Origin of the sequence: Microbulbifer sp. SAOS-129_SWC (assembly GCF_039696035.1) — a bacterium.
Taxonomy (GTDB): domain Bacteria; phylum Pseudomonadota; class Gammaproteobacteria; order Pseudomonadales; family Cellvibrionaceae; genus Microbulbifer.
The window spans coordinates 3,554,474-3,580,631 of record NZ_CP155567.1 but is presented as its reverse complement, the minus strand read 5'-3'; the positions used below and the strand labels follow the sequence as shown (position 1 = coordinate 3,580,631).

Sequence of the window (26,158 nt, the reverse complement as noted above, 5' to 3'; positions counted from 1 at the left end):
AAAGCCCTTCGACTGAACTCAAATAAATAAACAGAGGTAAACATGCAAGACAATGCAATGCCGGTACCACCGGCCAAAACCCTGCTCAAGGCCACCGTGGCCGCTGCCGCGCTGGCAGTGGTTACCCTGACCACCATTATTCTTCCGGCTGAATACAATATTGATCCCACGGGCATCGGCGGCGCGCTGGGGCTGACCCAACTCAATACCGAGGAGGTCGCGGCAGCGCGGCCGGAAGAACGGCAAGCGCAAGACCAGGGGCAAGCGCTCGCCTATCGTACCGACAGGGTCACTATCGAGGTGCCTGCGGGTAAAGGGCTGGAGTACAAGCTGCACCTGGCCAAGCACGGTCATATGCAATACGAGTGGAGCACGGAGAACGGCCCCCTTTACTTTGATTTCCACGGTGAACCCACCGGGGACACCACCGGGTACTTTGAAAGTTTCGCCATTGCCACCGCCGCCGAGATGCGCGGTTCCCTGACCACCCCGTTTGACGGCTCGCACGGCTGGTACTGGAAAAATAATGGCCCGGAAACGGTGACCGTAACCCTATCGACAAAAGGTTTCTACGACGTTATCGGCCTGAAACAGTAGTGAAAATCACCACGGTGCAATTGCTATAAAACCCCAGGGACAAAGATATGAAAAATATAATCCGTATTGCCTGCATATTGACTGCACTGCTGTTCGCCAACGGCGTGTCTGCGCACGGTGACCATGGTCTCGAAAACGGGTCCTCGGTTTCCATGGTGGAAGCCGCGGGCCTTGCCAGCCGGGAAGTGACGCGGCTGGTCGAGGCAGGAAAAATCGACGGGGTTTGGGCCGGCAAGCCCCTCAATGCTTCAATGGAGCAGGTAAACAATCAGCGCCTGTGGATTGTGACCGCGACTACCAAGACCAGCGCGGGCGAAGAGGAGCTACAGATTTTTCTCAGCTCGGAAGGCTATGTCCTGTCCTACGGTATCGTGGCGCGGTGATTTGATTTTTCCGTTTCTACTTGCAATAGCTCCGCGTGCGGTAGCCGGCGGGCTGGCCGCGGGGAGCACGGCAGTGGTGGTGTCTGGCGTGGGGTATCACAGTAGCCGGCCACGCCAAGGTGATGCCAGCCACCTTGATCGCAGATACCGGCTTCGTCCCTGACAGCCGCTCTGGTGACCTACGCTGTACCGGATAGCCTACTTTTGTCTTAGCGGGCTGCGCACTGATCGGACTCGCGTCCCGAGGCCTTACAAGACGGGCGCTTCGGGAGGGATTCCCTGGCTGGTGTTACATAAAAGGCGCCTTTCCCCATCAGAGGAGGGCACCCGTGTCTGCTTCAGGTTGTGCATAATCCATGCTGCCTACTTTTACTTCCGTAACGCCCGGAACAGACAACTCTCCGCCACCCAATTCGTCAGGATTCTGGTTAAGCGCCAACGAGATCATCTTCACGTAGCGGAAACCAGCCGTTGCCCCGGGAAGCCTCGATGACCCCCCACAACTTGTCAGGGATCACGATTTCGGAGATTTTTTCAGGCGCTAACTCCGTATCAATCTCACTGGCCCGCTGACTTCGTGCCAGCTCCACCCAGTCGGGGTTCATCACCAGCCCTTTTCCCACGGCGACCAGTGACAGGCCAAGGTTCAGGGCGTCCTCTGCTTCCGAAGGTGTGCGGATCTTGCCCGCTGCGATAACGGGTACGCGGCCGGCCACGTGCTCAGTTAGCAATTCCGCAGTCAGCTGACCTGCCGTGGCATTGATCGGTGTCGCCTTCAGAATGTCCGCTAGCGAAACATGTACGTAATCCAATCCGCTCTCGATCAGTTGATCAATGAGTGCGTAGGAGTCGTCAATCCTCAGTGCGCCTTCGCCAGACTCTTCGGGCGAAATGCGATACCCGAGCAGGAATGGCTGCCTGGCGTGCGTGTCGATGACCTTTCGTACTTCCTTCACCAGGGCCGAAGGGAAGCGCATACGGTTTTCCAGCGAGCCGCCCCACTCATCTGTACGCTGATTGAACATAGGCGAGAAAAAGTTTTGGATCAGGAATCCATGTGCGCCATGCAGCTCAACACCATCAAATCCGGCTTCGATGGCACGTCGGGTTGTCTCATCAAACGCATGGATGACTTCCAGGATTTCCTCATGCGTCAGTGCGTGGCTCGTAACTTCCCCGCTGTTGAATGGACCTGGTTGCGCCTTCAATGCACTGGCACTCACGATTTTACCGCCGGGTACCAGATCAGGGACCGCCTTATTCCCCGCATGAAATATCTGCAGGATGGCTGGAGCACCGCCGCTCTTTGCGGCCTGGGCCAGACTGCGCAAACTCGGGATGAATCGGTCATCATGTGCCGCAAACTCATCCGTGAAGCCAATACCGTTTTCCATTACGTGGGCACATCCCGTCAGCACCAGGCCGACACCGTTGGCGCGGTGGCGATAGTAGTCAAGCTCCTGCTCGGACACGCTTCCATCCGGGTTGGCTGACCACGTTGTCATTGGTGCCATCACAATTCGATTGCGTAGGGTTGTGCCATTTTTAAAGGTAAAAGACTCAAATACTGTGTCGGAATGTTTGACTGTCATCTTGAATAACTCCGATGGTGTCGTTTGCCGAAATAAGCGACTCACAAGTGTCTGAAGCGACTATCGAATTGGGCGCGGTGAATCCACTCCCTCACGCTGCTGTTACAGGTTTTCCTTATAAAAAGGGATTAACTTGGCCAGAGCCTGAGACACTGGCTCCGGCTGGTCATACAGGTCGTAGTGGGAGTAACCCTCGACGACCACCAGTTCCTTGATCTTCGACGCAGCGCGCGCGTAAATCTCCAGGCCATCGCGATAGGCACCAAAGCCACCAGGTATGTCGCCGACCACCACCATCATCGGCGCTGTCAGCAGGGTCTCGGCCAGATGGAAGGCATCCCAGGCAGCGGAGGCGGCGCGACGGGAGAACAATGCGCGCGTGCCGGCATTGTCGTTGACACAGCGATTACGGTAGTAGTCGGTGGCACCAAGCACGTCGACGTCGGTAATACCCGCTTCGGCTGCCGCTTCCAGGGAAGGGGGTACGAACAGGTCGACCTTGAGTGCTTCCCCCTTGGCCTCGGCGGTGCGTTGCGCAGCCACCGCTTCCATCTGGCCGATGGGGTCGAAACCACTGAAGCCTTCACGGCACAGGCGGCCGTAATTGACACCAGTAATGCTGACAAGGGCCTTGATGCGGCGCTCGATCATGGTCGCATTGATGGCATAGCCGCCGGCGCCGCAGATCCCCAGCACCCCGATGCGGTCGGCATCCACGTACGGCAGAGTCACCAAATAGTCGGTTACGCGGCTGAAGTCTTCTACGGCCAACGCCGGGTCTTCTATATAGCGGGGCTCACCGCCGCTCTGCCCTTGTGTGCTGCGGTCGAAAGCAACGACGACAAAACCTTCCTTCGGGAGGGCTTCGCCATAAACGTTGCCCGCTGTCTGGTCCTTGCAGCTCCCGATGGGGTGAGCGCTGATAATGGCCGGGTATTGCTTCTGGTCATCAAAGCCGGGGGGAAAGTAGATGTTGGCTGCGATGTCCCAGTACTGGTTCTTGATCATGACCGTTTGCATAGTCTTCTCCAATTACGGTTTGGGGTGGTCGCTGACGCATTGCCCAACTGACGTGGGCCCCAACCGGCGACTCGCAGTTGGTGAACGAATAATAGGCATCCAATTGGCATTGAAAAAGGTGCTAATCTTGAACATAGTGGTAAGCAAAACTTTACAATTGGATTGCTGATGGACCCGTCGCTCCTTCCTTCCCTGGCATGGTTCGCCCATATCGCTCATCACCGCAGCTTTACCAAGGCTGCGGCTGAAATGGGTGTTTCCCGTGCGGCGCTTTCGCAGCACCTGAAATCACTGGAGCAGCAGCTGAATGTGCGGTTACTGAATCGGAGTACGCGCAGCATGTCGCTAACAGAGGAGGGGCAGCGGCTGTTTGATGTACTTTCACCAGCCATTGAGTCAATTGACCAGGCGGTCTCAGAGGTGGGGGAATCGCAAGCTGAACCGTCCGGGGTAATACGCATCAATACATCGCGAGTGGCTGCCAGGTTATTGCTGGAGCCAAAGATGGAGGAGTTTCTGGCGCGCTTCCCCAAAATAACGTTGGAACTGGTAATGAATGATGGCCTTTCCAATATCATTTCCAGTGGCATGGACGTCGGAATTCGTCTGGGTGAGAGTCTCGAGGAGCAAATGGTGGCTGTACCGGTATCACCGCCGATGTCGATGGCGATCGTCGGCTCTCCGGAATATTTCGCTAAACACGGCACTCCGGAAACACCCGATGACTTACTGCAACATAACTGCCTTGCCTTTCGTTTTACCTCCAGTGGTCTCATCGACCGCTGGTCCTTCACGTCGCCGGATGCTGAAAAGCGCACCCTGATTTTCGAACCGAAGGGAAACGGGGTGTTCAATGATGACGAAAGTATGCTGCGCGCTGCTCTCCATGGCGTGGGGGTCGTGCAGCACCTGGATCTTTGCGTAAGGCCGTATCTCGCCGAAGGCTCGTTGGTGAGGGTGTTGCAAAGCTGGTGCAGGCCTTTTCCGGGGTTCTTTTTGTATGTGCCTTCAAGGGCGCAGATGCCCGCCAAGATACGGGCTTTGATTGATTTTCTGGTGGAGCAGCGGGACGAGTTTGCGTGATGGCGGGAGTTGAACCCGCGTCCGCAGCCGTTATAATTCGGGCGTTTGGTGCGGGTCTCCCGTGCTAGTGTTACAACTGGTGTTACAAAAAATGCTGCCTGCCCATTACTTTTTGACCTGCGCCACCCACTTCCTGAACTTGCACTCGCAATTGGAAATGCCGGCGAAAATCTACGCCAATAATGAACCTGAAAATTGGGCATGTCCGACGTTTTAAAGGCGCAGGTGCAAGGTTCCGATGACGCCCACCGGGGAGAAGAGTCGGGACCCCTCCTGCTTGCTAGCCCCTAGCCAGCTATAATTTTTTGGCATTTCAGTCAGCACCCATCAGCCACGTTTCGGGGTGACCGTGCTTTACTGGCTTTATGGAAAAGCCATTGAGCGGTTATTTACCATTTGTTCTATGCAGCATACTTATGGCGGGTGCAGCACCGGCAGCGATCGGTTGCGCCTTTCATGCTTTAGAGCTATCCCTCGATCGCATGTACCCCGGTTCTTTCTCTTTAGCGGTGGCTCTGCGCAGAGCCGCGGACAATGGTGTTATTGAGGCCCCAGCCCTTGCGGCGCCAAGCAAAGGCAGCGCCAACTACGCCGATACGCAGCATCAACTGCAGTCATTTAAGAAAGTGCTCGCTGCATCACCCGCCGCCGGGGAACTGCCGGCGAGCTTCTCACTTGGTTACGTGGAGAGTCAGCTATGGGCCCGCTACTCGCGGTCTGACGGCAATATTCGCGTTGACATCCACACCGACGGCCCGGCCGCAGGGGAGTCTGTTGTGCTCACCGGGGAGCCGGTATTGATGCAAGTGCTGGCCGGCAAATTATCGGTCGACCGTGCCGTGGCGGATGGCATGCTCCTTATCGACGGAAACGAGAGAGAAAAAATAGCCATCAGCAACGTACTGAAAACGGTATCCATGACCGGCCGGAGGGGTCGATAAATAATAGCCAAGTAAGGAAACAAGGACGTGCAAAAATGAAACTGACGCGCACAGCGCTATCGTTTTTATTGGCCATCGGTGTCGCTCAGTCTGTCATGGGGGCCGACACCGCAAAACCAGCCACCGCGGCCACCAAGGCGGCCAACGCGGCGGTGCTCAAGGAGCTGCCGTTTAACAACAAGCAGGCCTTCGAGGATTCCAAGAAAGGGTTCATCGCCCCGCTGGAAAACAACGGTGTGGTCAAGAACGCCAAGGGCGACATCGTCTGGGATTTGCCCAAGTTCGATTTTCTTCGTGGTGACAAGCCGGCGCCGGACACGGTCAACCCCAGCCTGTGGCGACAGGCTCAGGTCATGGAGCACTACACCGGCCTGTTTAAAGTGACCGACCACATCTACCAGGTTCGCGGTCTGGACATCTCCAACATTACCTTCATCGAGGCCCCCAACGGCGTGATCGTCATGGATCCGTTGGTTTCTGCCGAGACCGCCAAGGCGGGGCTGGATCTCTACCGCAAACATCGCGGCGACAAGCCCGTCGTAGCGGTAATCCACTCCCATTCTCACATTGATCACTATGGCGGCGTTAAGGGGGTGGTGAGCCAGGAGGATATCGACTCCGGCAAGGTCAAGATTTACGCGCCGACTGGTTTCACGGAGGCGGCACTCAACGAAAACGTGATAGGCGGCAACCGCCAGACCCGTCTCAGCGGCTACCAATACAGCCAGCTGGTAGAGCCAGGCCCCACCGGGAGCGTGACAAGCGGCTTGGGCCTGATTAACTCCAGGGGAACCATCACCTTCGCCGTGCCGACCAACGTGATCACGGAACCGGTCCAGAAGGAGACCATCGCCGGTCTGGATTTCGAGTTCATGCTGGCTCCGGACACCGAGGCGCCGGCGGAGATGTTTTTCTACATCCCCAAGTACAAGGCGCTGTCCACCGCTGAGGACGCGGTGCACACCCAGCACAACGTGTACAGCCTGCGCGGGGCCAAGGTGCGCAGTGCCTACAACTGGGCCAAGTACCTGAAATTGGCAAATGAGCGCTGGGGAAGAGAGGCAGAAGTCCTGTACGCACCGCACCACTGGCCTATTTGGGGCAAAGAGCGTATCAGCGAGCATCTGGTCAGGCAGTCCGCCGCCTACAAGTACATCAACGACCAGTCGGTGCGTCTGGCAAACGCTGGCTACGATATGGTCGAGGCCGCCGAAATGCTCCAGCTGCCCAAGGAACTGCAATCCGAATGGGGGCTGCGCGGTTACTACGGCACTACCAATCACAACGTCAAGGCCGCCGTCGACAAGCACTTTGGCTGGTTTAACGGCAACCCCGCTACCCTGCATCCACTGCCGCGGGTCGAGGCCGCCAAGAAATACGTCGACTACATGGGCGGCGCCGACGCCATTATCAAGAAGGCCCAGGCAGACTATGACAAGGGCGATTACCGCTGGGTGATGCAGGTGTTGATGCAGGTGGTCTATGCCGATCCCGGTAACATGAAAGAGCGCAATCTTATGGCGGATGCCAGTGAGCAGCTCGGTTACCAGGCTGAGGCGGGCACCTGGCGTGGCTGGTACATGAGTGCGGCCAAGGACTTGCGCGAAGGCGTCAAACCCATGCCGATCGCGGTATTCGCCAGCCCGGACACGGTCGCTGCCATGCCGCTGGAACTGTTCTTCGACTACCTGTCGATTCGTCTCAACGGTCCCAAGGCGGAAGGCAAGACCATCAAGATGAATCTGGAATTGCCAGACACCAAGGACAAGTACCTGCTGGTGGTGCAGTACGGCGTTCTGCAGTACCACAAGGATCAGCAGGCGAAGGACGCCGATGCCAGTATCACCATGAGCCGGGATACTTTGAATGAGATCATTGGCGGCAAGCTGAAGGTGGAACAAGGGGTTACCAAGGGCTCGATCAAACTCGATGGTGACGCCAAGAAGTTTGAAGAGTTCGTCTCTCTGCTGGATACGTTTGATCCCTGGTATCAAGTGGTGCTGCCGATGGGGACGAAATAGGAAACAGCAGAGTCAGCGCCCGCGTGCGCCGATGACCGACGTTCGCGTGCGATGAACATGCGCGTACTCCTAAGCACGAAGTGCCCCTGCACGCCGAAGTGCCGCGGATTCTGGAACGCATACACGTAAGAGTACAGGCAGCTCAGTGAGGGATTGCCGTCCTGAAACGCAAGTACCCCATAAGTGGAGGGGAACCGGAAATGATAAGGAAATCGAAACTGCTAGCCAGTCTGTGCAGAGCGGCGCTTGTCTTCAGCCTTGGCGCGTTGGCAATAGTCGCTAACAGCGTGCCGGCTGCTGCAGCGGAGCCGGATGGCAAGAAGCCCAACATTCTGTTCATCATGCCGGATGATGTCGGGATCTTTAACGTTGGTGCCTACCACCGCGGGCTGATGGTGGGTGAGACGCCCAACATCGACCGCATCGCAAAAGAGGGTGTGCTGTTCACGGACTATTACGGACAGCAGAGCTGCACTTCCGGGCGCACAGCGTTCGTCACCGGCATGAATCCTTTGCGCGCGGGAATGCTCCTGCCTCAGCTTCCTGGTGCGACCAGCTCCCTGTTGCCCGGCACACCATCCATCGGCAAGTTTCTTAAAGATCTTGGCTACAACACGGGCCAGTTTGGTAAGAACCACCTCGGCGACAAGACCTCCTCATTGCCCACTGCGCACGGCTTTCAGGAGTTCTGGGGCTATCTGTACCATTTGGACGCCATGCAGGGCGTGAGCTTTCCGGATATCAACAAGACGCCGACCGACCAGGCCGTCGTGCCGGCCTGCAAAAACACCCCAGTCAAGGGCCTTTCGGACCCGCCGGGTGCCATCGACCCCAAGGACGGGCTGTGTATGACGCCTCCGCGCCCCGTCATCTGGTGCACTTCCTCAGACGGCACGGAGAAGAACCAGACCTGCAAAGACGAGGGGCCGCTGACACTAGAGCGGTCGAAAACCGTGGATGAGGAAATATCCGCAAAGGTGATTGATTTCCTCGATCGAAATGACCCCAAGAAGACGGGCAAGCCATTCTTTGTTTACTACAACCCGGCGCGTATGCACGTCACCACCATGCTCCCGGACAAATACCTGGATATGCTCGGAGAGAAGGGCGGCAAGGACTGGGGCCTCAACGAAGCCGGCATGAAGCAGCTCGACGACAACATCGGCTACGTCTTCAAAAAGCTCGAGGACATGGGGCAGCTCGACAACACAATCATCATCTTCACCACCGATAATGGCGCCGAAACCATCACCTATCCGGATGGCGGTGTCACACCCTTCCGGGGCGGTAAGCTGACCACCTGGGAGGGTGGTATGCGTTTGCCGCTGCTAGTGCGCTGGCCGGGGCACATAAAACCGGGCGGGGTGATGAACGGGATCTTCTCGGCCCTCGATTGGGTGCCCACTCTGGTCAATATTGCCGGCGGTCCCTCTGGCGACGGATTGAAGCAACAGATCGAGGCCGGCAAGTATCCAGGGATCGTCAAGACGACACTGGACGGTGTCGACCAGCGTGCCTACCTGGAGGGTAAGGGAGATTCCGCGCGCGATTACATCTTTTACTACAGCGGTTCGCACCCCTCGGCGGTCCGTTACAAGAACTGGAAATTCTATTTCGCCATGGCCCCCGATAATGCCGAGGGCGGCTTCATGGGTGTGCAGACGTACCACTGGACCCAGGTGGACAATATCAGGCGTGATCCTTTCGAGGAGAATGTGCTCAATAACAAGAGTGCGTTGGCGGTTGGCGGCGCGCTGGGTGCGCCTTCCACAGCCTATATCTACGATTGGAACCTGTTGCCGATCGGGCAACTGATGTGGTTAAAGGAACTTGAGACATACAAGAAGTTCCCGCCGCTCCAGGCCCCTGCGAGCTACAATCTCGACCAAATCATCCAACAGATGAAGGAGCAAAAGACCACGAGCCACATGGGGGAATAACCGTGAAGCCGGTCCGCAGCCATTTAGTTTCGGCCAGGCTGTATATCTAGAAATTCCGAGATGCTATCCATCAGCACTGCGAAATTGCACGCGGTACTGGTGGATTAAATAATTGGGGGCCGAGTAAAGTTTTGGCAGGAATATCCATTAACCCAGATGCTTAATGAAGCTTGGTAGCATGCCGATCGTACGATGGCGGGAGCAGGATTGTTGTTATAAGTCATTGAAAAATAACAGGAATTTGTTGTCAATCTTAAGGTGGTGTTCCTATTGGTGTTCCTTTGTCTCGGTTCCACCTATTCAACTCCGCTATTTGGAGTCGAAGTCTGTGCGATCGCGAAGCGCACCAAATATACCTGGCTCTCAATTTTTTTTAGTTGCCGAATTGCCTTTCAAAACTATTTGCAGCGCTTTTTAATGTTGTACATTTTCTGTGCGTGCGACAAGTAGGTGGGCATTTACCAGGCAACACTAATGCGTGCAAAGAAGACATTTGCATGGTCCTCATTCGAAACCACTTGCGCGAGCAATGGATTCTGAATCCACTGATAGCTGGCGATTAAGCGAACTGCCGGCGTTAACGCGAAGTCATAAAATGCCTCAATGCCTACTTCGTCATCCACATCTATGGCGCCAAGAGTTAGATCACTTAGGCCATCTGTGAGCCCTCGGCTTATTCTGTTGTAGTAAACGCCAGCACCGAAGCTGTCAATCGGTCGCTGGTTTGAAAGTCCGCGTCCATAAAGTGCAAGGCTTGCGTGTGCTGCCAGAACATTGGACTTTTCGGGTGCATACCCGAAGCGGCCAAATAGCCCCAGTCCGCGCAGCTGCTGACCACTCTTAAGTTTTTCTTTGATACTGGTCGGGTCGTCCTTTACCAACAGGTATTGCGAAAAATTTCCTATGGCGAAATAGCTTGAGTCGATGTTGTTGAGTGAAAGGTCAAGGTCGCTTATTGATAGATCGGTAGTAGTCAACAGTTCCGCAATTTGCAGCGGTGTAAATGGCTCAAACGGGTCATCCAAGTTTAGCTTTTCTTGATTGGTCCAATTTACCGCTCCTGTGACTTGCCCGGGTCGTCCCCCGGCACTATAAGTGAATGTTGCTTGGCCGTAGAGATTGACCGCGTCGAACGTATCGGAATAATCATTTGCCACGGTGTAGGGATCAAGAACTCCACCAGTGAATACAAGTGACTCCGACGGTGCGTAAGCGCCGAGAGCTGCCACTGCGGTGGGGCCGAAGAAGTTTGCAAATAGGGGGTTCTTGTTAAAACTGAAGTTGGTGAATGCATACCGATGCGCGTCACCGAACAGCGTTTGATCTGGTAGGTACAGACCGTTGATGACGCCGACGATCACCCCGGTTTTCGGAGTGATCGATTGTAGAAGGTAGAAATCTGAGGGGTATATATCGTTGTCCAGCTTTGCGCCCGGTAACAGGAGATCTAGATACTGAGGTATGGAGCTGCCCACGGCAAATTGATCGTCAAATGAGGAGCCGGTGCGTCCCTGCGCGGTAAAGTGGAGTACACCGCCACGCCACAGCCCGGCGCGGCCAGTATCGACGTTAATTGAGATCTGAACGTTATTGATCGAGGCATCGACTTCATCGAGTCCCCCAGAAGTTATGCTTTGGTAAGCGAATGTTGTGTAGACATCCATGAACACACCCTTCTCGGCCAGAGCAGTGCGCTGCCCACCCCAGTCACCGGTTAGCTGAGTGCGTTCGGAGATATCACCGACGATCGTTCCCGGCAAGCCAAATACCGGTCCGTTGTTGACGTACGGCAGCAAGACAGGGGCGACGTTGGCAATCGAGAGGCAGTTAGAACTCGTAGGCCCGAAAGTCTCAGCGGTTGTCTCCGTGGTTGGATTATCCAGATAAGTGAAACCGCTGATATTTTCACCTGCGCGACTGGGATCTACGCCAAGTGCACAGCATAAGACTGCGGCACAGGCTGCGGTTCGAGTGGCAGTGACTACGTGAGTGGTCAGTGTTTCAGCTGCTTTCGCCATCCTTCTTCCCATTTCCATCGCCCCGACTCAAAGGTTCTTGTAGCGATTGATGTCGAACGTGGCGGCCTTAAGGGGATCTATACGACGGACATAGTCGGTGAAGCTCTGCATGACGTGCCAGAAGACAGGGCTGGAACGTCGTACGCCCCACCGTTTTACAATCGACTCCAGGTCATCTGCTGTCTCAGCCGCGATCAGCGCCTTCGCGAAGTCGTCCAGTTCCGATTCCGCAATCCGGAAGGAAAAATTGGGGTATGCGGTCTGGATACCCGGGTAGATGGTAACTGTGGCTTTGCTCGGATTTTCTTCCTGGAGCAGGCTCGTTGCAGCGCCTTTGGTGAGGAAATCACGGTTAAGTGACATCGTGTAGACACGCGGATCTTTGCCTGGCGCTTCAATTAGCAATAGGGTCGCTTCCGGCAATAGTGTCTTGAATTTGCGCCAGTCGGGCTGCTGTTTCGATGCATTGGTAATCGAACGCAGGGTCTCAATCAGGTGTCCTGGGCTATCTCCGGTTACGGACCGATTGATCGGGTCAGCTTTCTCCGTGAAACGGACGTGTTCGAGCAGCATTTTTTGGAATTCTGTTTTGGGGTCGTCCGTCTTGAATTTGATGGCCGTCGGCACCGTGGTGTCCGGGCCAAAATCGAGTAATCGGGCTCGACGCAGCTCGGTGAGCTTGCCGCCGTACCAACTGTCGTAAATTTCCTGACGCTGATCTGCGGGCAGGAAGCGCAGAAAGTTCGACTCCGCAGTGCGGCGCAAAAGTCCAAAGCCCTCGCGAAGCGCCAACCATGAACCTACATCGCCGAACAGATCGAAATTGACGACGGCACCGTTGTAAAGCATCAGTTCGAGCAGTGGCAAGTCGAGGACCCAACTTGTTTTGGGGAAGTCACCGACTGCCGCGCCGCGCTTAGAAACGAATGCATTATCGCCGTTGCGAAAAATTGAAATCATCGGCGTGTCACCAGGCTTTTCCCCAGCCCAGATATCGGTAATGCGAGCTTGGTGGCCCTCCGCCAGCCGCGCCGCTGCACGATCAAGTACTTCCCGGCGTTTCTCGGCGAATTCTCTCAACCAGTTAAGGAAAGATACGATGTCTTCTGGTGACGCCGGCGGCGCGAGATAGGGTGCTAGTTCAGCGCGATATTCGGCATCGTTTACATAGAGCGATGTTTCCGGATCTTCAAAAAAATCCCATTCTTGGTCCCGCACTGAGCCGACAGTCAGTTGCCCCCGGCAAGAAGGTCCCCAGACGATACTGGCCCGGTGTAGCCAGATATCCTCCAGCAGGTATTTCCAGCGGGCTTTTGCCGGGATCGATGCAAACACGTTGAGCGGGTCCCAGCGCTCGCTGACAGAGTAGCCGGGTAAGGTTTTCACGTCCCAGCTGGTCTCATTGAAGATTGCCTTGTATCGGGAGAGTTTGTCACCGCTTGCGTCCAGCAGGAGCTGATGCAGCTTTGCGCAGCGGGTGCGCACAATCGGCTGAAGGCGGTAGTAGAACTTGCCATCGACCGGGTCGTTCGGCATTTTCGCCGCGACTGGAACAGGCGACTTACCACTGGGGGTCGTAGAGCGAATTAGCTGGTAGAAGGTGCCGCTGTCGTCGAATCTTACGCTAAATGAATTTGCGTGCTCGTAGATGTACCGAGCAACCAACTGGGAACGGTTATCTGCGCCGTTGAGATATTCCTCCCATTCAGCAATTTTCGCGATTGCTGCAGTGGTTGGCTGCGGTGTGACATTTTCGAGCGGAGCACCTTGTTTAAGCCATTCCATCAAAACCCGGTATTCCTCACTGGAAAGCGCTGTCACTGCCAGTGGCATCCCCTCAAGCGGCCGCGCTTTTACATAGTTATCGATTTCCGCTTCGTTCGGCATCACATTCCGCCGTGTGAGCGAGTCGATGTCGATCCCCGTTGGGAAACGCGCATTGGATTCGACTGGGTTGTCGTGGCCGAGCCTGAGCATTTTTGCCATTATCGAGTTTCCGCCGCCTTCGGTAACGGAGAAGAAACCCATCTTACGCCACTCTTCCGTGGATTTTGGGCTGGCCCACAAGATCGTTGAATCGGTCGGTTTAAGTCGAGGTACGTAGGGGTCGAACTTTATCGCTCCACGCGCAATTCCTTTGGTGCTAGTAAGATCCAGCTGAGCAGGAGAGTCGTAGCATGCATGGCAGGAAACGCATTTTGTATCAAGAATTGGCTTTACTTGAGTGGTGAATGAAATTTCTTCTGCATTGGAATTTCTGGAAGTAACAATCGCGATCAAGGAAAAAGATATCAATGCCAAATATAGGAAAAAATTCCTGGATTTATGAGTAGTCATTCTATCCTCTGGAGATATTCCCCTCTCTGTTAGCGAGTATCGGAATTCCAAACACGTTGTTTTTGACGGCGGGAAACGGGTAACTTAATTTCTGCGAGAAAGTGTGGCACACGGAAACGTGCTTAGTTATTTTCAAGTGGTGTAAAATGCGACAACAAGTTGGATACTATTTGAAGTATTTGGCTGGCCGCTGTACGCACCGTGAAGGCGTGTTTCCCAGTGTAATGAACGAAAACGTGAAAAGCCTTCAGCGTATTTGGGGTCAGGCTGATTCTGGCATTCAGTAAAAACGAGCGCGATTAGATTAGGGGCTCGTTGATCGACACCTGAGCACTGAATTCAACTCCCGCCATCTCATTCGATTGGGGGTTCCCCTTCGTTCGGAATTTGGGGGGGCTGCGAGTCCGCATGGCGGGAGTGATTCGTCGCTGTGCTCCTCACCCCTGCGGGGCAGCCTGCGGCTGTCTTAGCGCGCGGGGCGCGCTGATCGAACCCTCGCTAAGCGTTCTACTCGCGACAGCCCGACAAATTAAAAAGGCCCGTTACCTTGCGGTAACGGGCCTTTTTAATTTGGTGGAGATGGCGGGAGTCGAACCCGCGTCCGTCAGCACTCTGCCAGAGGCTCTACATGCTTAGTTCCGCCTATTGATTTAACTCTATACAGCCCAGCGGGCAGGACGTTAAGAGCGAGCCTGAATAAGTTTTAGGCCATCCACGTCAGGCACGCTTCAGGACGATCCAGTTCTGTATGACAGCCTGCAGCGCGGTACTGGAACCTTACTGAAGGCCGCTAAGGGCGAACCCTTAGTTAGTGCTTCGCGGACTGCTTACGCAGCCAGTTGGGCACCGTAGTTGTCGTCGTTGGCAACTAATAAAATGCAGCTTTGGATTTACGTGATTCGCTACCCTCACGGCATGCACCCATGGTTTCGTCACCGGCGTCGAATCCAAGTCATCCCCGGAAAGAAACTCACTTGTGTCAGGTAATTATACCCGAAAACGGCCGCAAACAATACCCGTGTATGGCTGTCTGCGGCTGTCTGGTCATTATTGCTGCGCTAGCCGATCAGCCCCTGGGAGACGGCAAAGGCGACCAGGATCAGCAGCGGGCAGACGATGCGTACATACCAGGGCCAGACCTTCCAGAACAGGGTCTGCTCGATATGTTCGTGGCCCTGCTTCAGCTCCTCCAGCAGCTGGTTCCTGCGCAGGATCCAGCCGGCAAAGACACACAGTACGACACCCAGCAGCGGTTGGCCGTACTCGGTGCTGATGCTGGCAATCATCGTGAGCGGGTCGTCAGAGTTGTAGACGTTGAAGATGATCATGTTGCTGAGCCCGAAGATGATCAGCCCCATCAGCAATGTGGCCGGCTTGCGCTTCATGCCCAGGTTCTCGATCGAGAAGGCCACCGGCACCTCCAGCATGGAGATGGAGGAGGTGAGCGAGGCGATCACCATCAGGGCAAAGAAGGCGATGGCGACGAACAGGCCAGTGGTGCCCATGGTGTCGAACAGGGCCGGCAGTACCTGCAGAATCAGACCGGGGCCGGCGATCAGTTCACCGCTGTCGGAGAAGATCTGTGTACCCGCGTTCTGGGCCACATACATGGCCGGGATGATCAGCAGGCCGGCGGTGAAGGCGATGCCCACGTCGATCAGGGTGACCAGCGCGCCGAGACGCGGCAGGCTCTCCTGGCGGCTGAGGTAGGAGCCGTAGATCAGCATGGTGCCGACGCCGAGCGAGAGCGAGAAAAACGCCTGGCCCATGGCGGAAATCAGCAGTTCCGGCGTGAACTGGCTGAAGTCGGGCATCAGGTAAACCTGGAGGCCCTCCATGGCGCCGTCCTGGGTCAGCACATACACGATCAGCAGCAACAGCAGGATGATTAGAGCCGGCATCAGTACGGTGGACCAGCGCTCGATACCCTTCTCCACGCCGCTGGCAATGATCAGCATGGTGAACCCGCTGAAGATAGCGGTCATGGTCAGGTTGCGCGCGGCGCTGTCGCCGGTGAGCCAGTCGGCAACATGGTTGGCGCCAACCAGCGAGGCAAATGGCTCGGCCAGGTAGGCCACCATCCAGCCGGCGACGATGGCGTAAAAGCTGAGGATCAGCGACGCCACGAGGATACCGCCGAGGCCGGCGACAGTGCCGACAAACCGGCTGATGGGCCCCGTGGCGATGCCGCGCAGGGCCTGGACCATATTGCTGCGGGCATGGCGGCCGATGGTCAGTTCGGCCATCAGCGCCGGGTAGGCGAGCAGAAAGGCCAGCACCAGGTAAACCACCACGAAGGCGGCGCCGCCGTTGCCGGCGGCCTTGGTGGGAAAGCCCCAGATATTGCCGAGGCCCACGGCGGAACCCGCCGCGGCCATCAGGAAGCCGAAGTTGGAGCTGAATTTTCCTCGCGGTGCACTCATCGTAACTCTCTTTATTTCTTCGTTATTGTTGTCTTACCGCTGTGGGTCCCTCTGGCCCCACCGGGGTGGGGGCGGGGCTAGCGGTGATCGGTGCGCATCAGGCGCTGTTTCTCGCGGTTCCAGTCGCGCGCTTTCTCTGTATCGCGCTTGTCGTGCATGGCCTTACCCTTGGCCAGCGCGATCTCGCACTTGATCAGGTGTTTTTTCCAGTAGAGCGCGGTGGCCACAACCGTGTGGCCTTTCTGCTCTACCGCGGCGATCAGTTTGGACAGCTCACGCTTGTTGAGCAGTAGCCGGCGGGTGCGATCCGGTTCGGTGACGAAGTGGGTCGAGGCGCTGGGCAGCGGCTGGATGCGCGCACCCAGCAGCCAGGCCTCGCCATTCTTGAAGATCACGTAACTGTCGGTGAGCTGCGCCTTGCCCTCGCGGCAGCTCTTTACTTCCCAGCCCTGCAGCTCCAGGCCGGCCTCGAACTTCTCCTCGATGAAGTAGTCGTGGCGGGCCTTCTTGTTGAGGGCGATGGTGTTGGAAGTTTGTGCCTTTTTCTTTTTGGCCATGAATACAACTTAAATAAGGTCTAACAGGTTAAATCCGAAGAATTTCAGGGCCACCGTATTGACGAAGACCAGGAACAGGATCAACGGAATAAAGGTGCCCAGGGAGAAATTGACATATTTCTGGGAAAACGAGCCGGCGAACTTGGGGTCGCCATCCTGCAGTTCCTGGTCGAGGTTGACACGCTTCCACTTGTAGATCGCGAACAGGCAGATCAGCAGGCCGTTCAGCGGCAAAATAGTATCGTAGAAGACCAGTTCGATCAGGTCGAAGAAGGATTTGTCCTGGCCGGCAATCTGTGCGGTTTGGGTAAACCACTGCACCATGCCGAATGATACGGCGCAGCCGACCGCCAGTACAAACTGCACGGCGCCCACCAGGTAAATGGCCTTCTTGCGCTCCATACCGCGCTCGTCGCGCAGGGTGGCGAGCGGCACCTCGATAATCGACACCAGCGAGGTCAGCGCGGCGACCAGCACCAGGAAAAAGAACAGTGCGGCGAAGGCGCTGGCCCCGAAATAGCCGATGCTACTCTGCAGGGCGAGGAAGATCTTCGGCAGGAACAGGAAGATCATGCCGGCGGAGGAGTCACTCAGCTCCGAGGGGTCGATATTCGGGTTGAAGTGGAAGATGCTCGGCAGGATCAGCAGACCGGCGATAAACGCCACCAGGGTATCGGTCACGGCGACGGCGCGGGCGGAACCGGGGATCGAGTCGTGCTTCTTCATATAGGAACCGTAGGTGATCATGATCCCCATGCCCAGCGACAGCGAGAAGAAGGCCTGCGCCATGGCCTTGCTGACCACGGCGGCGTCGATCTTGCTGAAGTCCGGGATCAGGTAGTAGCGCACACCCAGGCCGGCGTTATCGAGCGTGAGGACGAAGATCACCAGTGCCACCAGCATCACAAACAGCATCGGCATCAGGGTCTTGGCAGCGCGCTCGATGCCGTCTTTGACCCCGAGGGCGAGAATACCGTTGATCATCACCATCAGGATGGCCAGGTAGACGAATACCATCGGCGAGTTGATGAAGTTGCCGAAGTAGTCGGCGGTGGTCAGCGCGTCCAGGTTACCCATCAGGGTTTCCACCAGGTAGCCCAGTACCCACACGGTGACGACCAGGTAGAAGACAGCGATCATGAAGGGGGTAATCAGCGCGAGCCAGCCGGGAATCCGCCACAGGCGCGAACCGCCGGACATCTGCCGGTAGGCGCCCACCGGGTCCTTGTCGGATTTGCGGCCCAGCGCCAGCTCGGCCATCATCACCGGCAGGCACACAAAGATCACGAACATGGCGTACACCACCAGGAAGGCGCCACCGCCGCTCTTGGTCGCGGCGACCGGAAATGACACCAGATTGCCGATGCCGACGGCAGACCCGGCGGCGGCCAGGATAAACCCTAGGCGTGATCCAAAATGTTCTCTCGCTGCGGCCATAGTACTCTCGCTATTATTTTTTCTGGAATTACTTGCCTGCTGTTGATCGGCCTGGCTCCATGGCACGGCAATGCGCCGCTGTGGCGGAGGGCCGACTCGAGCTCGCCAAATACCGGCATAACGCCTGTCGGCAACGTCGCTCAACGCGCGTACCTGCGTAAAGCGGACGTCGGCCAGCAATTTGCGGGCGATGTCCGGTACAGGGCACGGGTGGCCGGCACCAAACAGCAGGTATAAAGATACGATTGTTGCAGGAAATGCGGGGCTTGAGTAGCGCCGTCTGGCAAAATCGCCCGCTCGCGGCACAATACAGGCAATATTGCCGGCAGGTTTGAAATAAGCAGGAACAATGACTGAAATAGAACGCAGCGCCCTGGTGATGTTTAGTGCGGAGCAGATGTTCGATCTGGTCAACGACGTGGCCAGCTATCCGCAGTTTTTACCCGGCTGTCGCGGTGCGGAAATTTTGTACAGCGACGACGACACCCTGGAGGCACGCCTCGATCTGTCCCGCGCTGGCGTGCGCCAGAGTTTCGTCACCCGCAACCGGCTCGAGCGGCCGCGGCGTATGGAGCTGACCCTGGTGGATGGCCCCTTCGAGCAGTTCCGCGGTGAGTGGCTGTTCACTCCACTGGACGAGGGCGCCTGCAAGGTGAGTTTCGCCCTGGCGTTTCACCTGAAGAACCGCCTGGTGGCCGCCGCCGCAGGCAAACTGTTCAGCGATCTGGCCAATCAGATGGTGGGTGCCATGTGCGCGCGCGCCGAGGAAGTTTACGGAAAGGCACAATGACGAAGAACGAGACAATCGCGGTGGAGGTGGTCTACGCACTGCCCCACGAGCAGCGCCTGATGCGCCTGCTGGTCAAGCCGGGTACCACGGCGCAGGAGGCACTGATCCGCTCGGGGATTCCGGAGGAGTATCCGGAGGTGGATCCGGCCACGGCCAAACTCGGTATTTTCGGCCAGGCGCTGGGAACCAAGGGGCTGGCGGGCGCGGCTGAGTATGTACTGCAGCCCGGTGACCGGGTGGAGGTGTATCGCCCGCTGATCGCCGATCCCAAGGAGGCGCGCAAGCAGCGCGCCGCCAAAGCCCAGCGACAGGCGGAGCAGAAATCGTAACTGGCAGTCGGTGAGGGCTTACTACCAGCCGGCCGGCTGCCAGTCGCCGCTGGTGGCGCTCAGTTGGTCGCCCTTGAAGTAAACGGTGAAGCGCTTCTGGGTGACATTGCCACGCGGGTCGCGCACACGGTTGATGTAGTCCCAGCGGTTGGGGTTGAAGGTATCCTCGACCAGCGGTGTGCCGAGGACAAAGCGCACCTGGCGCCGGGTCATGCCGGGCTTGAGCTGGTTAACCATCTCCTGGGTAACGATATTGCCCTGCTGCACCACGATGCGGTGAACTCCGGGAAACTTGAACAGGCTGCAGGCGCCGAGCAGCGCGCAGAGGCCGGCGATAGCGAGGATTTTCAGGGAAGACGGCATTCATTGCTCCATTATCGGTTCTCGGTCGGCGGTATCTCGACCCGGTGGTTCCGGCGGCGGGCAGGGCCCTTATCGTCAAGGCCGTGCAGCGGCATTGATGCGCACGGCCAAACAGAATAGTTGCCTGCCGGCCGGGAAAGTTCCCCTGGCGGCAGCTGCTGCCGGGGGTAGCGGTGGTCCGGGGTTCCGCTGACTCCGTTGGACGTGGGATAATACCCGAAGTGTTTGCGCGCTGACAGGCGCCTTTTTGCGCCCGCCCAACGCGGCTGGGTGCCTTGGGGGATGTGGGTGCGCTGCGCGAACAGCCAAATCACTGAAATACGCTAGAGAAAAAACAGATACATGCCTAACGAAAATCAGGAACTGCGTAAAGTCGGCCTCAAAGTCACCCTGCCGCGGGTCAAAATCCTGCAGCTGCTGGAAAATGCCAGCGAAATGCACCTGAGCGCGGAAGACGTTTACAAGATGCTGCTGGATGCCGGCGAGGACGTAGGGCTGGCCACCGTGTACCGGGTGCTGACCCAGTTCGAGAGCGCCGGCCTGGTCATGCGCCACAACTTCGATGGCGGCCACTCGGTATTCGAGCTGGATCGCGGTGACCACCACGACCATATGGTGTGTACGGATTCCGGCAAGGTGATCGAATTCCACAATGAAGAGATCGAGAAGCTACAGGAGCAGATTGCCGCGGAGCACGGCTACGAGCTGACCGGGCACAGCCTGGTGCTGTACGTGAAGAAGAAGGGGAGCTAGGCGCAGTCATCCTCCGTTCGGGCGAACACCAGGTTCGCCCCTGCCGGTCAGCGGCAGAGATTTTCCCCACCGACACTACGACAGGCCGCCCGAGGCATTGAGCGCTTGTAGTACGCCGCGCGACTGCCGCAGGGGCGGACCTGGTGTCCGCCCGCGCGGGGCAGCGGCCCGTTCACCAGACACTCAAACCGGTGGCGTGTAGCGCTGCGGAAATTTGCCGATCTTGCCGGCGTAGAATTCGCCGAGGCGCGCCAGCTCCGCGGCCAGGTTTTCCCCCATCTGCATCACCGGGCCGAGCCCCACCTCCTTTTTCGGGAAGTCGATAAAACCGCACACCACCGGTACCGCCGCGCCGCGGGCGATATGGTAAAAGCCGGTCTTCCAGCGCTCGGCTGCGCCGCGCGTGCCCTCTGGCGGCACGGCGATAACCAGGGAATCCCGCTGTCGATACTGGGTGATGGTGGCCTCTACCAGGTTGTTGGCCTTGCTGCGGTCCACGGCGATGCCGCCGAACCAGCGCATGATGCCGCCCAGCGGGAAGGCGAACAGCTTGTCCTTGCCCATCCACTGGGGCACCAGCTTGAGCTTGAGGGCGGTGAGGATGAAGTAGTAACCATCCCAGTTGGTGGTGTGGGGAGCGCCCAGCAGCACGTACTTTTTCAGTTCCAGCGCCTGGCGGTCGGCCACCACGCGCCAGCCGTGCAGTTTCAGCATCAGCCGCGCCAGCTGGCGCAGGATCGGGGTCACGATGGGCGTGTTGAAAATCGTTCTTTGCATAGATCGGGTCGGAATTGCCAAAAGCGCAGCAGTATAGGGTGGCCCTTATTGCAGTTCTCGGTCATTTTAGGTCTTTTCCGTCGAGATCCCGGCAATTTCCGTGAATCCACAGTCGGTTTAGTGTGAGCCGGCCCTAGCTGCGCGTGAGCATTTCCTCGGCGTGGGCCAGGGATTGGGCGGTGGTCTCGCCGCCGAGCATGCGCGCGATCTCCCCGCTGCGTTCGTCGCCTTTCAATTCGCGCAGGGCCACGAAGGCTGCATCGCCGTCGCTGTGCTTCTCCACCAGGTACTGGCGGTGGGCGCGGGCGGCCACCTGCGCCAGGTGGGTCACGCAGATCACCTGGCCGGCGCGGCCGTTGCGGGATTCGCCCAGCTGGCGCAACAGGCGCCCGACCACGTCGCCGGTGGCGCCGCCGATGCCGACGTCCACTTCATCGAATACCAGCGTCGGTGTGCGCGAGGTCTGCGCGGTGACCACCTGAATGGCCAGGCTGACCCGCGACAGCTCGCCCCCGGAGGCAATCTTGCCCAGGCTGCGCGGCGGCTGCCCGGGGTTGGTGGCGATCAGGATTTCCACTTCCTCGAGGCCGCTGGCCGCCGGTTTCTCCAGTGGTTGCAGGGCCAGCTCGACGCGGGCGTGCGGCATGGCGAGGTCCGCCAGCTGCGCGTTGACCGCGGCCGCCATGCGTGTGGCGGCATCGACGCGCTGCGCGCTCAGCTTGGCCGCGCTGGCGCGGAACTGCTGCTCCAGCTGCTCGCACTCGGCGGCGAGGCGATCCAGTGCATCCGGGGCGCCAATTTCGTCTAGTTCGGTCTGCAGTTGCTGCTGCAGGCCGGCCAGTTCGTCCGGCTGCACCCGGTGCTTGCGCGCGGTCTGGTAAACGGCGCTGAGGCGTTCTTCCACCTCGGCGAGGCGCTCCGGGTCCATTTCGAAGCCGTCGATATGCCGCGACAGGGTGCCGGCGGCCTCGTCCACCTGGATGCGGGCGCTATCGAGCATCTGCGCGACTTCGGCCAGTGCCGGCGACTGCGCCGGCATCGCCGAAACCAGCTGCAGGGCCCGGTGCAGCTGCTCGGCGATGTCGCCCTCGCCGCCGGACAGCATTGCGGCCAGCTGGTAGCTGCCGCTGAGAATCTCGCCGGCGTTGGCGAGGCGGCGCTGCTCGCTCTCCAGTTCCTCCACCTCACCGGGCTGCAGGTTCAGCTGTTCCAGCTCCTGCAGCTGGTATTCCAGCAGCTCGCGGCGCGCCTGGGTTTCCTCGGCGCTGTCGGCTAGGGCGCGGTAGCGGCGGTGCTGGTCGCGCCAGGTCTTGTAGTGGATGCGGGTTTCGGCGGCGGCCTCCTGGGCCTCGGCGTACTCGTCGAGCAGGCGGCGGTGGGTGTCCTTCTTCAGCAGCGACTGGTGTTCGTGCTGGCTGTGGATATCGATCAGCTGCTCGCCGAGGGCGCGCAGCTGCAGCAGGGTCACCGGCTGGCCGTTGATGTAGGCGCGGGAGCGGCCGTCGGCGCCGATCACGCGGCGCAGGATCACCTCGCGGCCGGCGTCCATCTCCTGCTCCTCGAGCCAGGCGGCGGCCTGGGGGTGATCGCTGATATCAAAGGTCGCGTGGATGTCCGCGCGCTTGGCGCCCGCGCGCACCAGCTCGGCATTGCCGCGGTCGCCGAGGGCGAGGCCGAGGGCATCGAGGGTGATGGACTTACCGGCGCCGGTCTCGCCGGTGAGGGTGCTGGTGCCGGCGCCGAACTCCAGTTCCAGCTGGTCCACCAGGGTGAATTGACTGATCGACAGGTGCAGCAACATAGAAATAAGCTTCTGTGGCTATTTTATAGTGGTTATTTATACAGTAATTAATGGGGGTTCGCCAGCGCTGGCGGCGCACATTAACCTGCGTGTAACCCGTGGGCGGAGACCGCAAAAGACCACTTGAACTATGGGGGCGGGGCCCCATATAGGGCTGCAGTGCCTGTGATACGGGCAACACCACCGATAACCAGTAACTGACGCGACGGAGAGAGCAGTGGCCAGAGAGCGCAGCGAAGAAGACCAAGTAGAGGAAGCGGTACAGCCGGAAAGCCTGACCGACGAGCACACGCCCGAACCCGAGCCGGCGGGCGCCGAGATCGAGGAGCCTTCCGCCGACGAGCAGCACCAGGCCGAGGAGGCCCTGCACGCGGAGGCTGACAGCGCCGAGGCGCTGCACGCCCAGATTGTCGGCCTGCAGGAGCAGCTGGTGATCGAAAAGGATATGGCCCTGCGCGCGCAGGCCGAGGCGCAGAACGCGCGCCGCCGCGCCCAGCAGGACGTGGACAAAGCGCGCAAGTTCGCCGTCGAGAAGCTGTTGCAGGACTTGGTGCCGGTGGTGGATAACCTGGAGCGGGCACTGTCGAGCATCGACGCGGACGACGAGGCCAACAAGGCCGTCATCGAAGGCATCGAGCTGACTCACAAATCTTTCGTCGACACCCTGGGCAAGTTTGCCGTCGAGGTGCTGGATCCGGCCGGCGAGCCCTTCGATCCGGAACTGCACCAGGCCATGACCCAGGTGCCCAATGGCGAGGTGGAGCCGAATACCGTGCTGGAGGTGTTCCAGAAGGGTTACCGCCTGAACGGCCGCCTGGTGCGCCCGGCGATGGTGGTAGTGAGCAAAGCCCCGTAACACGGGCGGTCCGGCCGGTCTGCGGACAGGATCGGGCAAGAGATTTGGGCGAAAGCCCCTTGAAATCGTAGGGCCGGCACCAATATAGCTGGCAACCCTGAATAGAAATACGCAGCCGGGCCCCGTGCCGCAGGCGCGAAACACAAGTGAGGATTCAACTGATGGGAAAAATTATCGGCATCGACCTGGGTACCACCAACAGCTGTGTCGCTGTTCTGGAAGGTGACAAGGCGCGCGTGATCGAGAACGCGGAAGGCGATCGCACCACCCCGTCCATCGTTGCGTTCACCGACGACAACGAAGTGCTGGTGGGCCAGTCCGCCAAGCGCCAGGCAGTCACCAACCCGCAGAACACCCTGTACGCCGTCAAGCGCCTGATCGGCCGCAAGTTCAAAGACGACGTGGTGCAGAAAGACATCAAGATGGTTCCCTACAGCATCGTCGAAGCCGACAATGGCGACGCCTGGGTGGAAGTGAAGGGCGACAAGAAGGCGCCGCCGCAGGTTTCTGCCGAAGTGCTGAAAAAGATGAAGAAAACCGCCGAGGACTTCCTCGGTGAGAAGGTCGATGCCGCGGTAATCACCGTACCGGCCTACTTCAACGACTCCCAGCGCCAGGCCACCAAAGACGCCGGCCGCATTGCCGGTCTGGATGTGAAGCGCATCATCAACGAGCCGACTGCCGCGGCGCTGGCCTACGGCATGGACAAGGCCGGCGGCGACCGCACCATCGCGGTCTACGACCTGGGTGGCGGTACCTTCGATATTTCCATCATCGAGATCGCCGACGTCGACGGCGAGAAGCAGTTTGAAGTGCTGTCCACCAACGGCGACACCTTCCTCGGTGGTGAAGACTTCGACCTGCGCCTGATCGATTACCTGGCCGAGCAGTTCAAGAAAGAGCAGGGCATCGACCTGAAGGGCGACCCGCTGGCCATGCAGCGCCTGAAAGAAGCCGCCGAGAAAGCCAAGATCGAGCTGTCCTCCAGCCAGCAGACCGAAGTGAACCTGCCGTACATCACCGCAGACGCCACCGGCCCGAAACACCTGGTGGTGAAGCTCACCCGCGCCAAGCTCGAGAGCCTGGTGGAAGAGCTGGTAACCCGCTCCCTGGAACCGGTGAAAATCGCCCTGCAGGACGCCGACCTGTCCGCTTCCGGTGTCGATGAAGTCATCCTGGTAGGCGGCCAGACCCGCATGCCGCTGGTGCAGCAGAAAGTGACCGAGTTCTTCGGCAAAGAGCCGCGCAAGGACGTCAACCCGGACGAAGCCGTGGCCATGGGCGCAGCCATCCAGGGCGCGGTACTGGCCGGCGACGTCAAAGACGTACTGCTGCTGGACGTGACTCCGCTGACCCTGGGTATCGAAACCATGGGCGGTGTGGCCACTCCGCTGATCGACAAGAACACCACCATCCCGACCAAGAAGTCGCAGACTTTCTCCACTGCGGATGACAACCAGACTGCCGTGACCATTCACGTGGTGCAGGGCGAGCGCAAGCAGGCTGCGCAGAACAAGTCCCTGGGTCGTTTTGACCTGGCCGACATTCCGCCGTCGCCGCGCGGTGTGCCGCAGATCGAGGTGACCTTCGATATCGATGCCAACGGTATCCTGCACGTACACGCCAAAGACAAGGCCACCGGCAAGGAGCAGTCCATCGTGATCAAGGCCTCTTCCGGCCTGTCCGAGGACGAGATCGACAAGATGGTGCAGGACGCCGAGGCCAATGCCGAGGCGGACAAGCAGTTCGAAGAGCTGGTGACTACCCGCAACACCCTCGACGGCCTGATCTCCGCGACCAAGAAAACCCTGGAAGAGGCCGGTGACAAGGCCACTGCCGACGAGAAGTCCGCAATCGAAGCGGCGCTGTCCGAGGCCGAAGAAGCGGTCAAGGGCAACGACAAGGCGGCGATGGAAGCGGCGACCAACAAGCTGACCGAAGCCTCCGGCCCTGTGGCGCAGAAGATGTACGCCGAGCAGGCCCAGCAGGCCGGCGCTGCCGAAGGCGCGGCCGGCGGTCAGCAGGCCGAGCAGCCGTCCGGTGGTGACGACGCAGTGGATGCCGAGTTCGAGGAAGTGAAGGAAGACAAGAAAGAAGACAAGTAAGCAACCACTTGTCTGCCCCGGCAGCAGCCAGCTCG

At 58.5% G+C, this 26,158-nt stretch carries 21 protein-coding genes and 1 other RNA gene; 11 read left to right on the top strand and 11 right to left on the bottom strand.

Features of this window, described 5'->3' with window-relative positions; genetic code table 11:
- The first annotated feature begins 42 nt into the window (after positions 1-42).
- Entirely contained in the window at positions 43-597 is a 555-nt protein-coding gene (locus ABDK11_RS15460; protein WP_346837412.1) for a hypothetical protein, read from the top strand.
- Between the two features lie 47 nt (positions 598-644).
- Positions 645-980 carry a DUF6488 family protein gene (locus ABDK11_RS15455; RefSeq protein WP_346837411.1) on the top strand — a complete coding sequence of 112 codons (336 nt, stop codon included), beginning with the start codon at positions 645-647 and terminating at the stop codon, positions 978-980.
- 428 nt (positions 981-1,408) lie between these two features.
- Here ABDK11_RS15455 and ABDK11_RS15450 read toward each other — a convergent pair whose 3' ends face one another.
- Both ABDK11_RS15450 and ABDK11_RS15445 read right to left on the bottom strand, forming a co-directional pair.
- Positions 1,409-2,572: an NADH-dependent flavin oxidoreductase gene (locus ABDK11_RS15450; protein ID WP_346837410.1), complete on the bottom strand. Its 1,164-nt coding sequence runs from the start codon at positions 2,570-2,572 to the stop codon at positions 1,409-1,411.
- Positions 2,573-2,674: 102 nt separating this feature from the next.
- Entirely contained in the window at positions 2,675-3,592 is a 918-nt protein-coding gene (locus ABDK11_RS15445) for an alpha/beta hydrolase (protein WP_346837409.1), read from the bottom strand.
- Positions 3,593-3,760: 168 nt separating this feature from the next.
- Here ABDK11_RS15445 and ABDK11_RS15440 point away from each other — a divergent pair, with 168 nt between their 5' ends.
- From ABDK11_RS15440 to ABDK11_RS15425, 4 genes are all read left to right on the top strand, one after another.
- Positions 3,761-4,675 carry a LysR family transcriptional regulator gene (locus ABDK11_RS15440; RefSeq protein WP_346837408.1) on the top strand — a complete coding sequence of 305 codons (915 nt, stop codon included), beginning with the start codon at positions 3,761-3,763 and terminating at the stop codon, positions 4,673-4,675.
- 377 nt (positions 4,676-5,052) lie between these two features.
- On the top strand, positions 5,053-5,616 hold the full coding sequence (locus ABDK11_RS15435) for a hypothetical protein (RefSeq protein WP_346837407.1): 564 nt from the start codon (positions 5,053-5,055) through the stop codon (positions 5,614-5,616).
- A 35-nt stretch (positions 5,617-5,651) separates the two neighbouring features.
- Positions 5,652-7,637 carry an alkyl sulfatase dimerization domain-containing protein gene (locus ABDK11_RS15430; protein WP_346837406.1) on the top strand — a complete coding sequence of 662 codons (1,986 nt, stop codon included), beginning with the start codon at positions 5,652-5,654 and terminating at the stop codon, positions 7,635-7,637.
- Between the two features lie 200 nt (positions 7,638-7,837).
- Positions 7,838-9,577, top strand: a complete 1,740-nt coding sequence (locus ABDK11_RS15425) for an arylsulfatase (protein WP_346837405.1) — start codon at positions 7,838-7,840, stop codon at positions 9,575-9,577.
- A 458-nt stretch (positions 9,578-10,035) separates the two neighbouring features.
- Here the strand turns inward: ABDK11_RS15425 and ABDK11_RS15420 are convergent, their stop codons facing one another.
- The 6 genes from ABDK11_RS15420 to ABDK11_RS15395 all read right to left on the bottom strand — a co-directional run bounded on the left by ABDK11_RS15420 (position 10,036) and on the right by ABDK11_RS15395 (position 18,349).
- On the bottom strand, positions 10,036-11,595 hold the full coding sequence (locus ABDK11_RS15420) for a carbohydrate porin (protein ID WP_346837404.1): 1,560 nt from the start codon (positions 11,593-11,595) through the stop codon (positions 10,036-10,038).
- Between the two features lie 27 nt (positions 11,596-11,622).
- Complete coding sequence (locus tag ABDK11_RS15415; protein ID WP_346837403.1) at positions 11,623-13,932, bottom strand: fatty acid cis/trans isomerase; 2,310 nt, start codon at positions 13,930-13,932, stop codon at positions 11,623-11,625.
- 571 nt (positions 13,933-14,503) lie between these two features.
- Positions 14,504-14,892: a transfer-messenger RNA gene (gene ssrA / locus ABDK11_RS15410) on the bottom strand.
- A gap of 98 nt (positions 14,893-14,990) precedes the next feature.
- Entirely contained in the window at positions 14,991-16,355 is a 1,365-nt protein-coding gene (locus ABDK11_RS15405; protein WP_346837402.1) for a sodium-dependent transporter, read from the bottom strand.
- Between the two features lie 77 nt (positions 16,356-16,432).
- A complete protein-coding gene (gene smpB, locus ABDK11_RS15400) occupies positions 16,433-16,912 on the bottom strand; it encodes an SsrA-binding protein SmpB (RefSeq protein ID WP_346837401.1) in 480 nt (159 codons plus the stop codon).
- Positions 16,913-16,921: 9 nt separating this feature from the next.
- A complete protein-coding gene (locus ABDK11_RS15395) occupies positions 16,922-18,349 on the bottom strand; it encodes a sodium-dependent transporter (RefSeq protein WP_346837400.1) in 1,428 nt (475 codons plus the stop codon).
- A gap of 349 nt (positions 18,350-18,698) precedes the next feature.
- Here ABDK11_RS15395 and ABDK11_RS15390 point away from each other — a divergent pair, with 349 nt between their 5' ends.
- Both ABDK11_RS15390 and ABDK11_RS15385 read left to right on the top strand, forming a co-directional pair.
- Positions 18,699-19,139: a type II toxin-antitoxin system RatA family toxin gene (locus ABDK11_RS15390; protein WP_346837399.1), complete on the top strand. Its 441-nt coding sequence runs from the start codon at positions 18,699-18,701 to the stop codon at positions 19,137-19,139.
- On the top strand, positions 19,136-19,468 hold the full coding sequence (locus tag ABDK11_RS15385) for an RnfH family protein (RefSeq protein WP_346837398.1): 333 nt from the start codon (positions 19,136-19,138) through the stop codon (positions 19,466-19,468). The genes ABDK11_RS15390 and ABDK11_RS15385 overlap by 4 nt, the downstream gene beginning before the upstream one ends.
- 21 nt (positions 19,469-19,489) lie before the next feature.
- On the opposite strand, the gene ABDK11_RS15380 is transcribed toward ABDK11_RS15385, so the two are convergent.
- Positions 19,490-19,831, bottom strand: coding sequence for an outer membrane protein assembly factor BamE (locus ABDK11_RS15380; RefSeq protein ID WP_346837397.1), 342 nt, complete (start codon positions 19,829-19,831; stop codon positions 19,490-19,492).
- Between the two features lie 342 nt (positions 19,832-20,173).
- Here ABDK11_RS15380 and fur point away from each other — a divergent pair, with 342 nt between their 5' ends.
- Positions 20,174-20,584, top strand: coding sequence for a ferric iron uptake transcriptional regulator (gene fur / locus ABDK11_RS15375; protein ID WP_346837396.1), 411 nt, complete (start codon positions 20,174-20,176; stop codon positions 20,582-20,584).
- A gap of 183 nt (positions 20,585-20,767) precedes the next feature.
- On the opposite strand, the gene ABDK11_RS15370 is transcribed toward fur, so the two are convergent.
- Both ABDK11_RS15370 and recN read right to left on the bottom strand, forming a co-directional pair.
- Positions 20,768-21,361: a 1-acyl-sn-glycerol-3-phosphate acyltransferase gene (locus ABDK11_RS15370; protein ID WP_346837395.1), complete on the bottom strand. Its 594-nt coding sequence runs from the start codon at positions 21,359-21,361 to the stop codon at positions 20,768-20,770.
- Positions 21,362-21,494: 133 nt separating this feature from the next.
- Positions 21,495-23,162: a DNA repair protein RecN gene (gene recN, locus ABDK11_RS15365; RefSeq protein ID WP_346837394.1), complete on the bottom strand. Its 1,668-nt coding sequence runs from the start codon at positions 23,160-23,162 to the stop codon at positions 21,495-21,497.
- A gap of 217 nt (positions 23,163-23,379) precedes the next feature.
- On the opposite strand from recN, the gene grpE reads away from it, so the two are divergent.
- Together grpE and dnaK are read left to right on the top strand one after the other, a co-directional pair.
- Positions 23,380-24,018: a nucleotide exchange factor GrpE gene (gene grpE / locus ABDK11_RS15360; RefSeq protein ID WP_346837393.1), complete on the top strand. Its 639-nt coding sequence runs from the start codon at positions 23,380-23,382 to the stop codon at positions 24,016-24,018.
- 161 nt (positions 24,019-24,179) lie between these two features.
- Complete coding sequence (gene dnaK, locus ABDK11_RS15355) at positions 24,180-26,123, top strand: molecular chaperone DnaK (RefSeq protein WP_346837392.1); 1,944 nt, start codon at positions 24,180-24,182, stop codon at positions 26,121-26,123.
- The last annotated feature ends 35 nt before the right edge of the window (positions 26,124-26,158 follow it).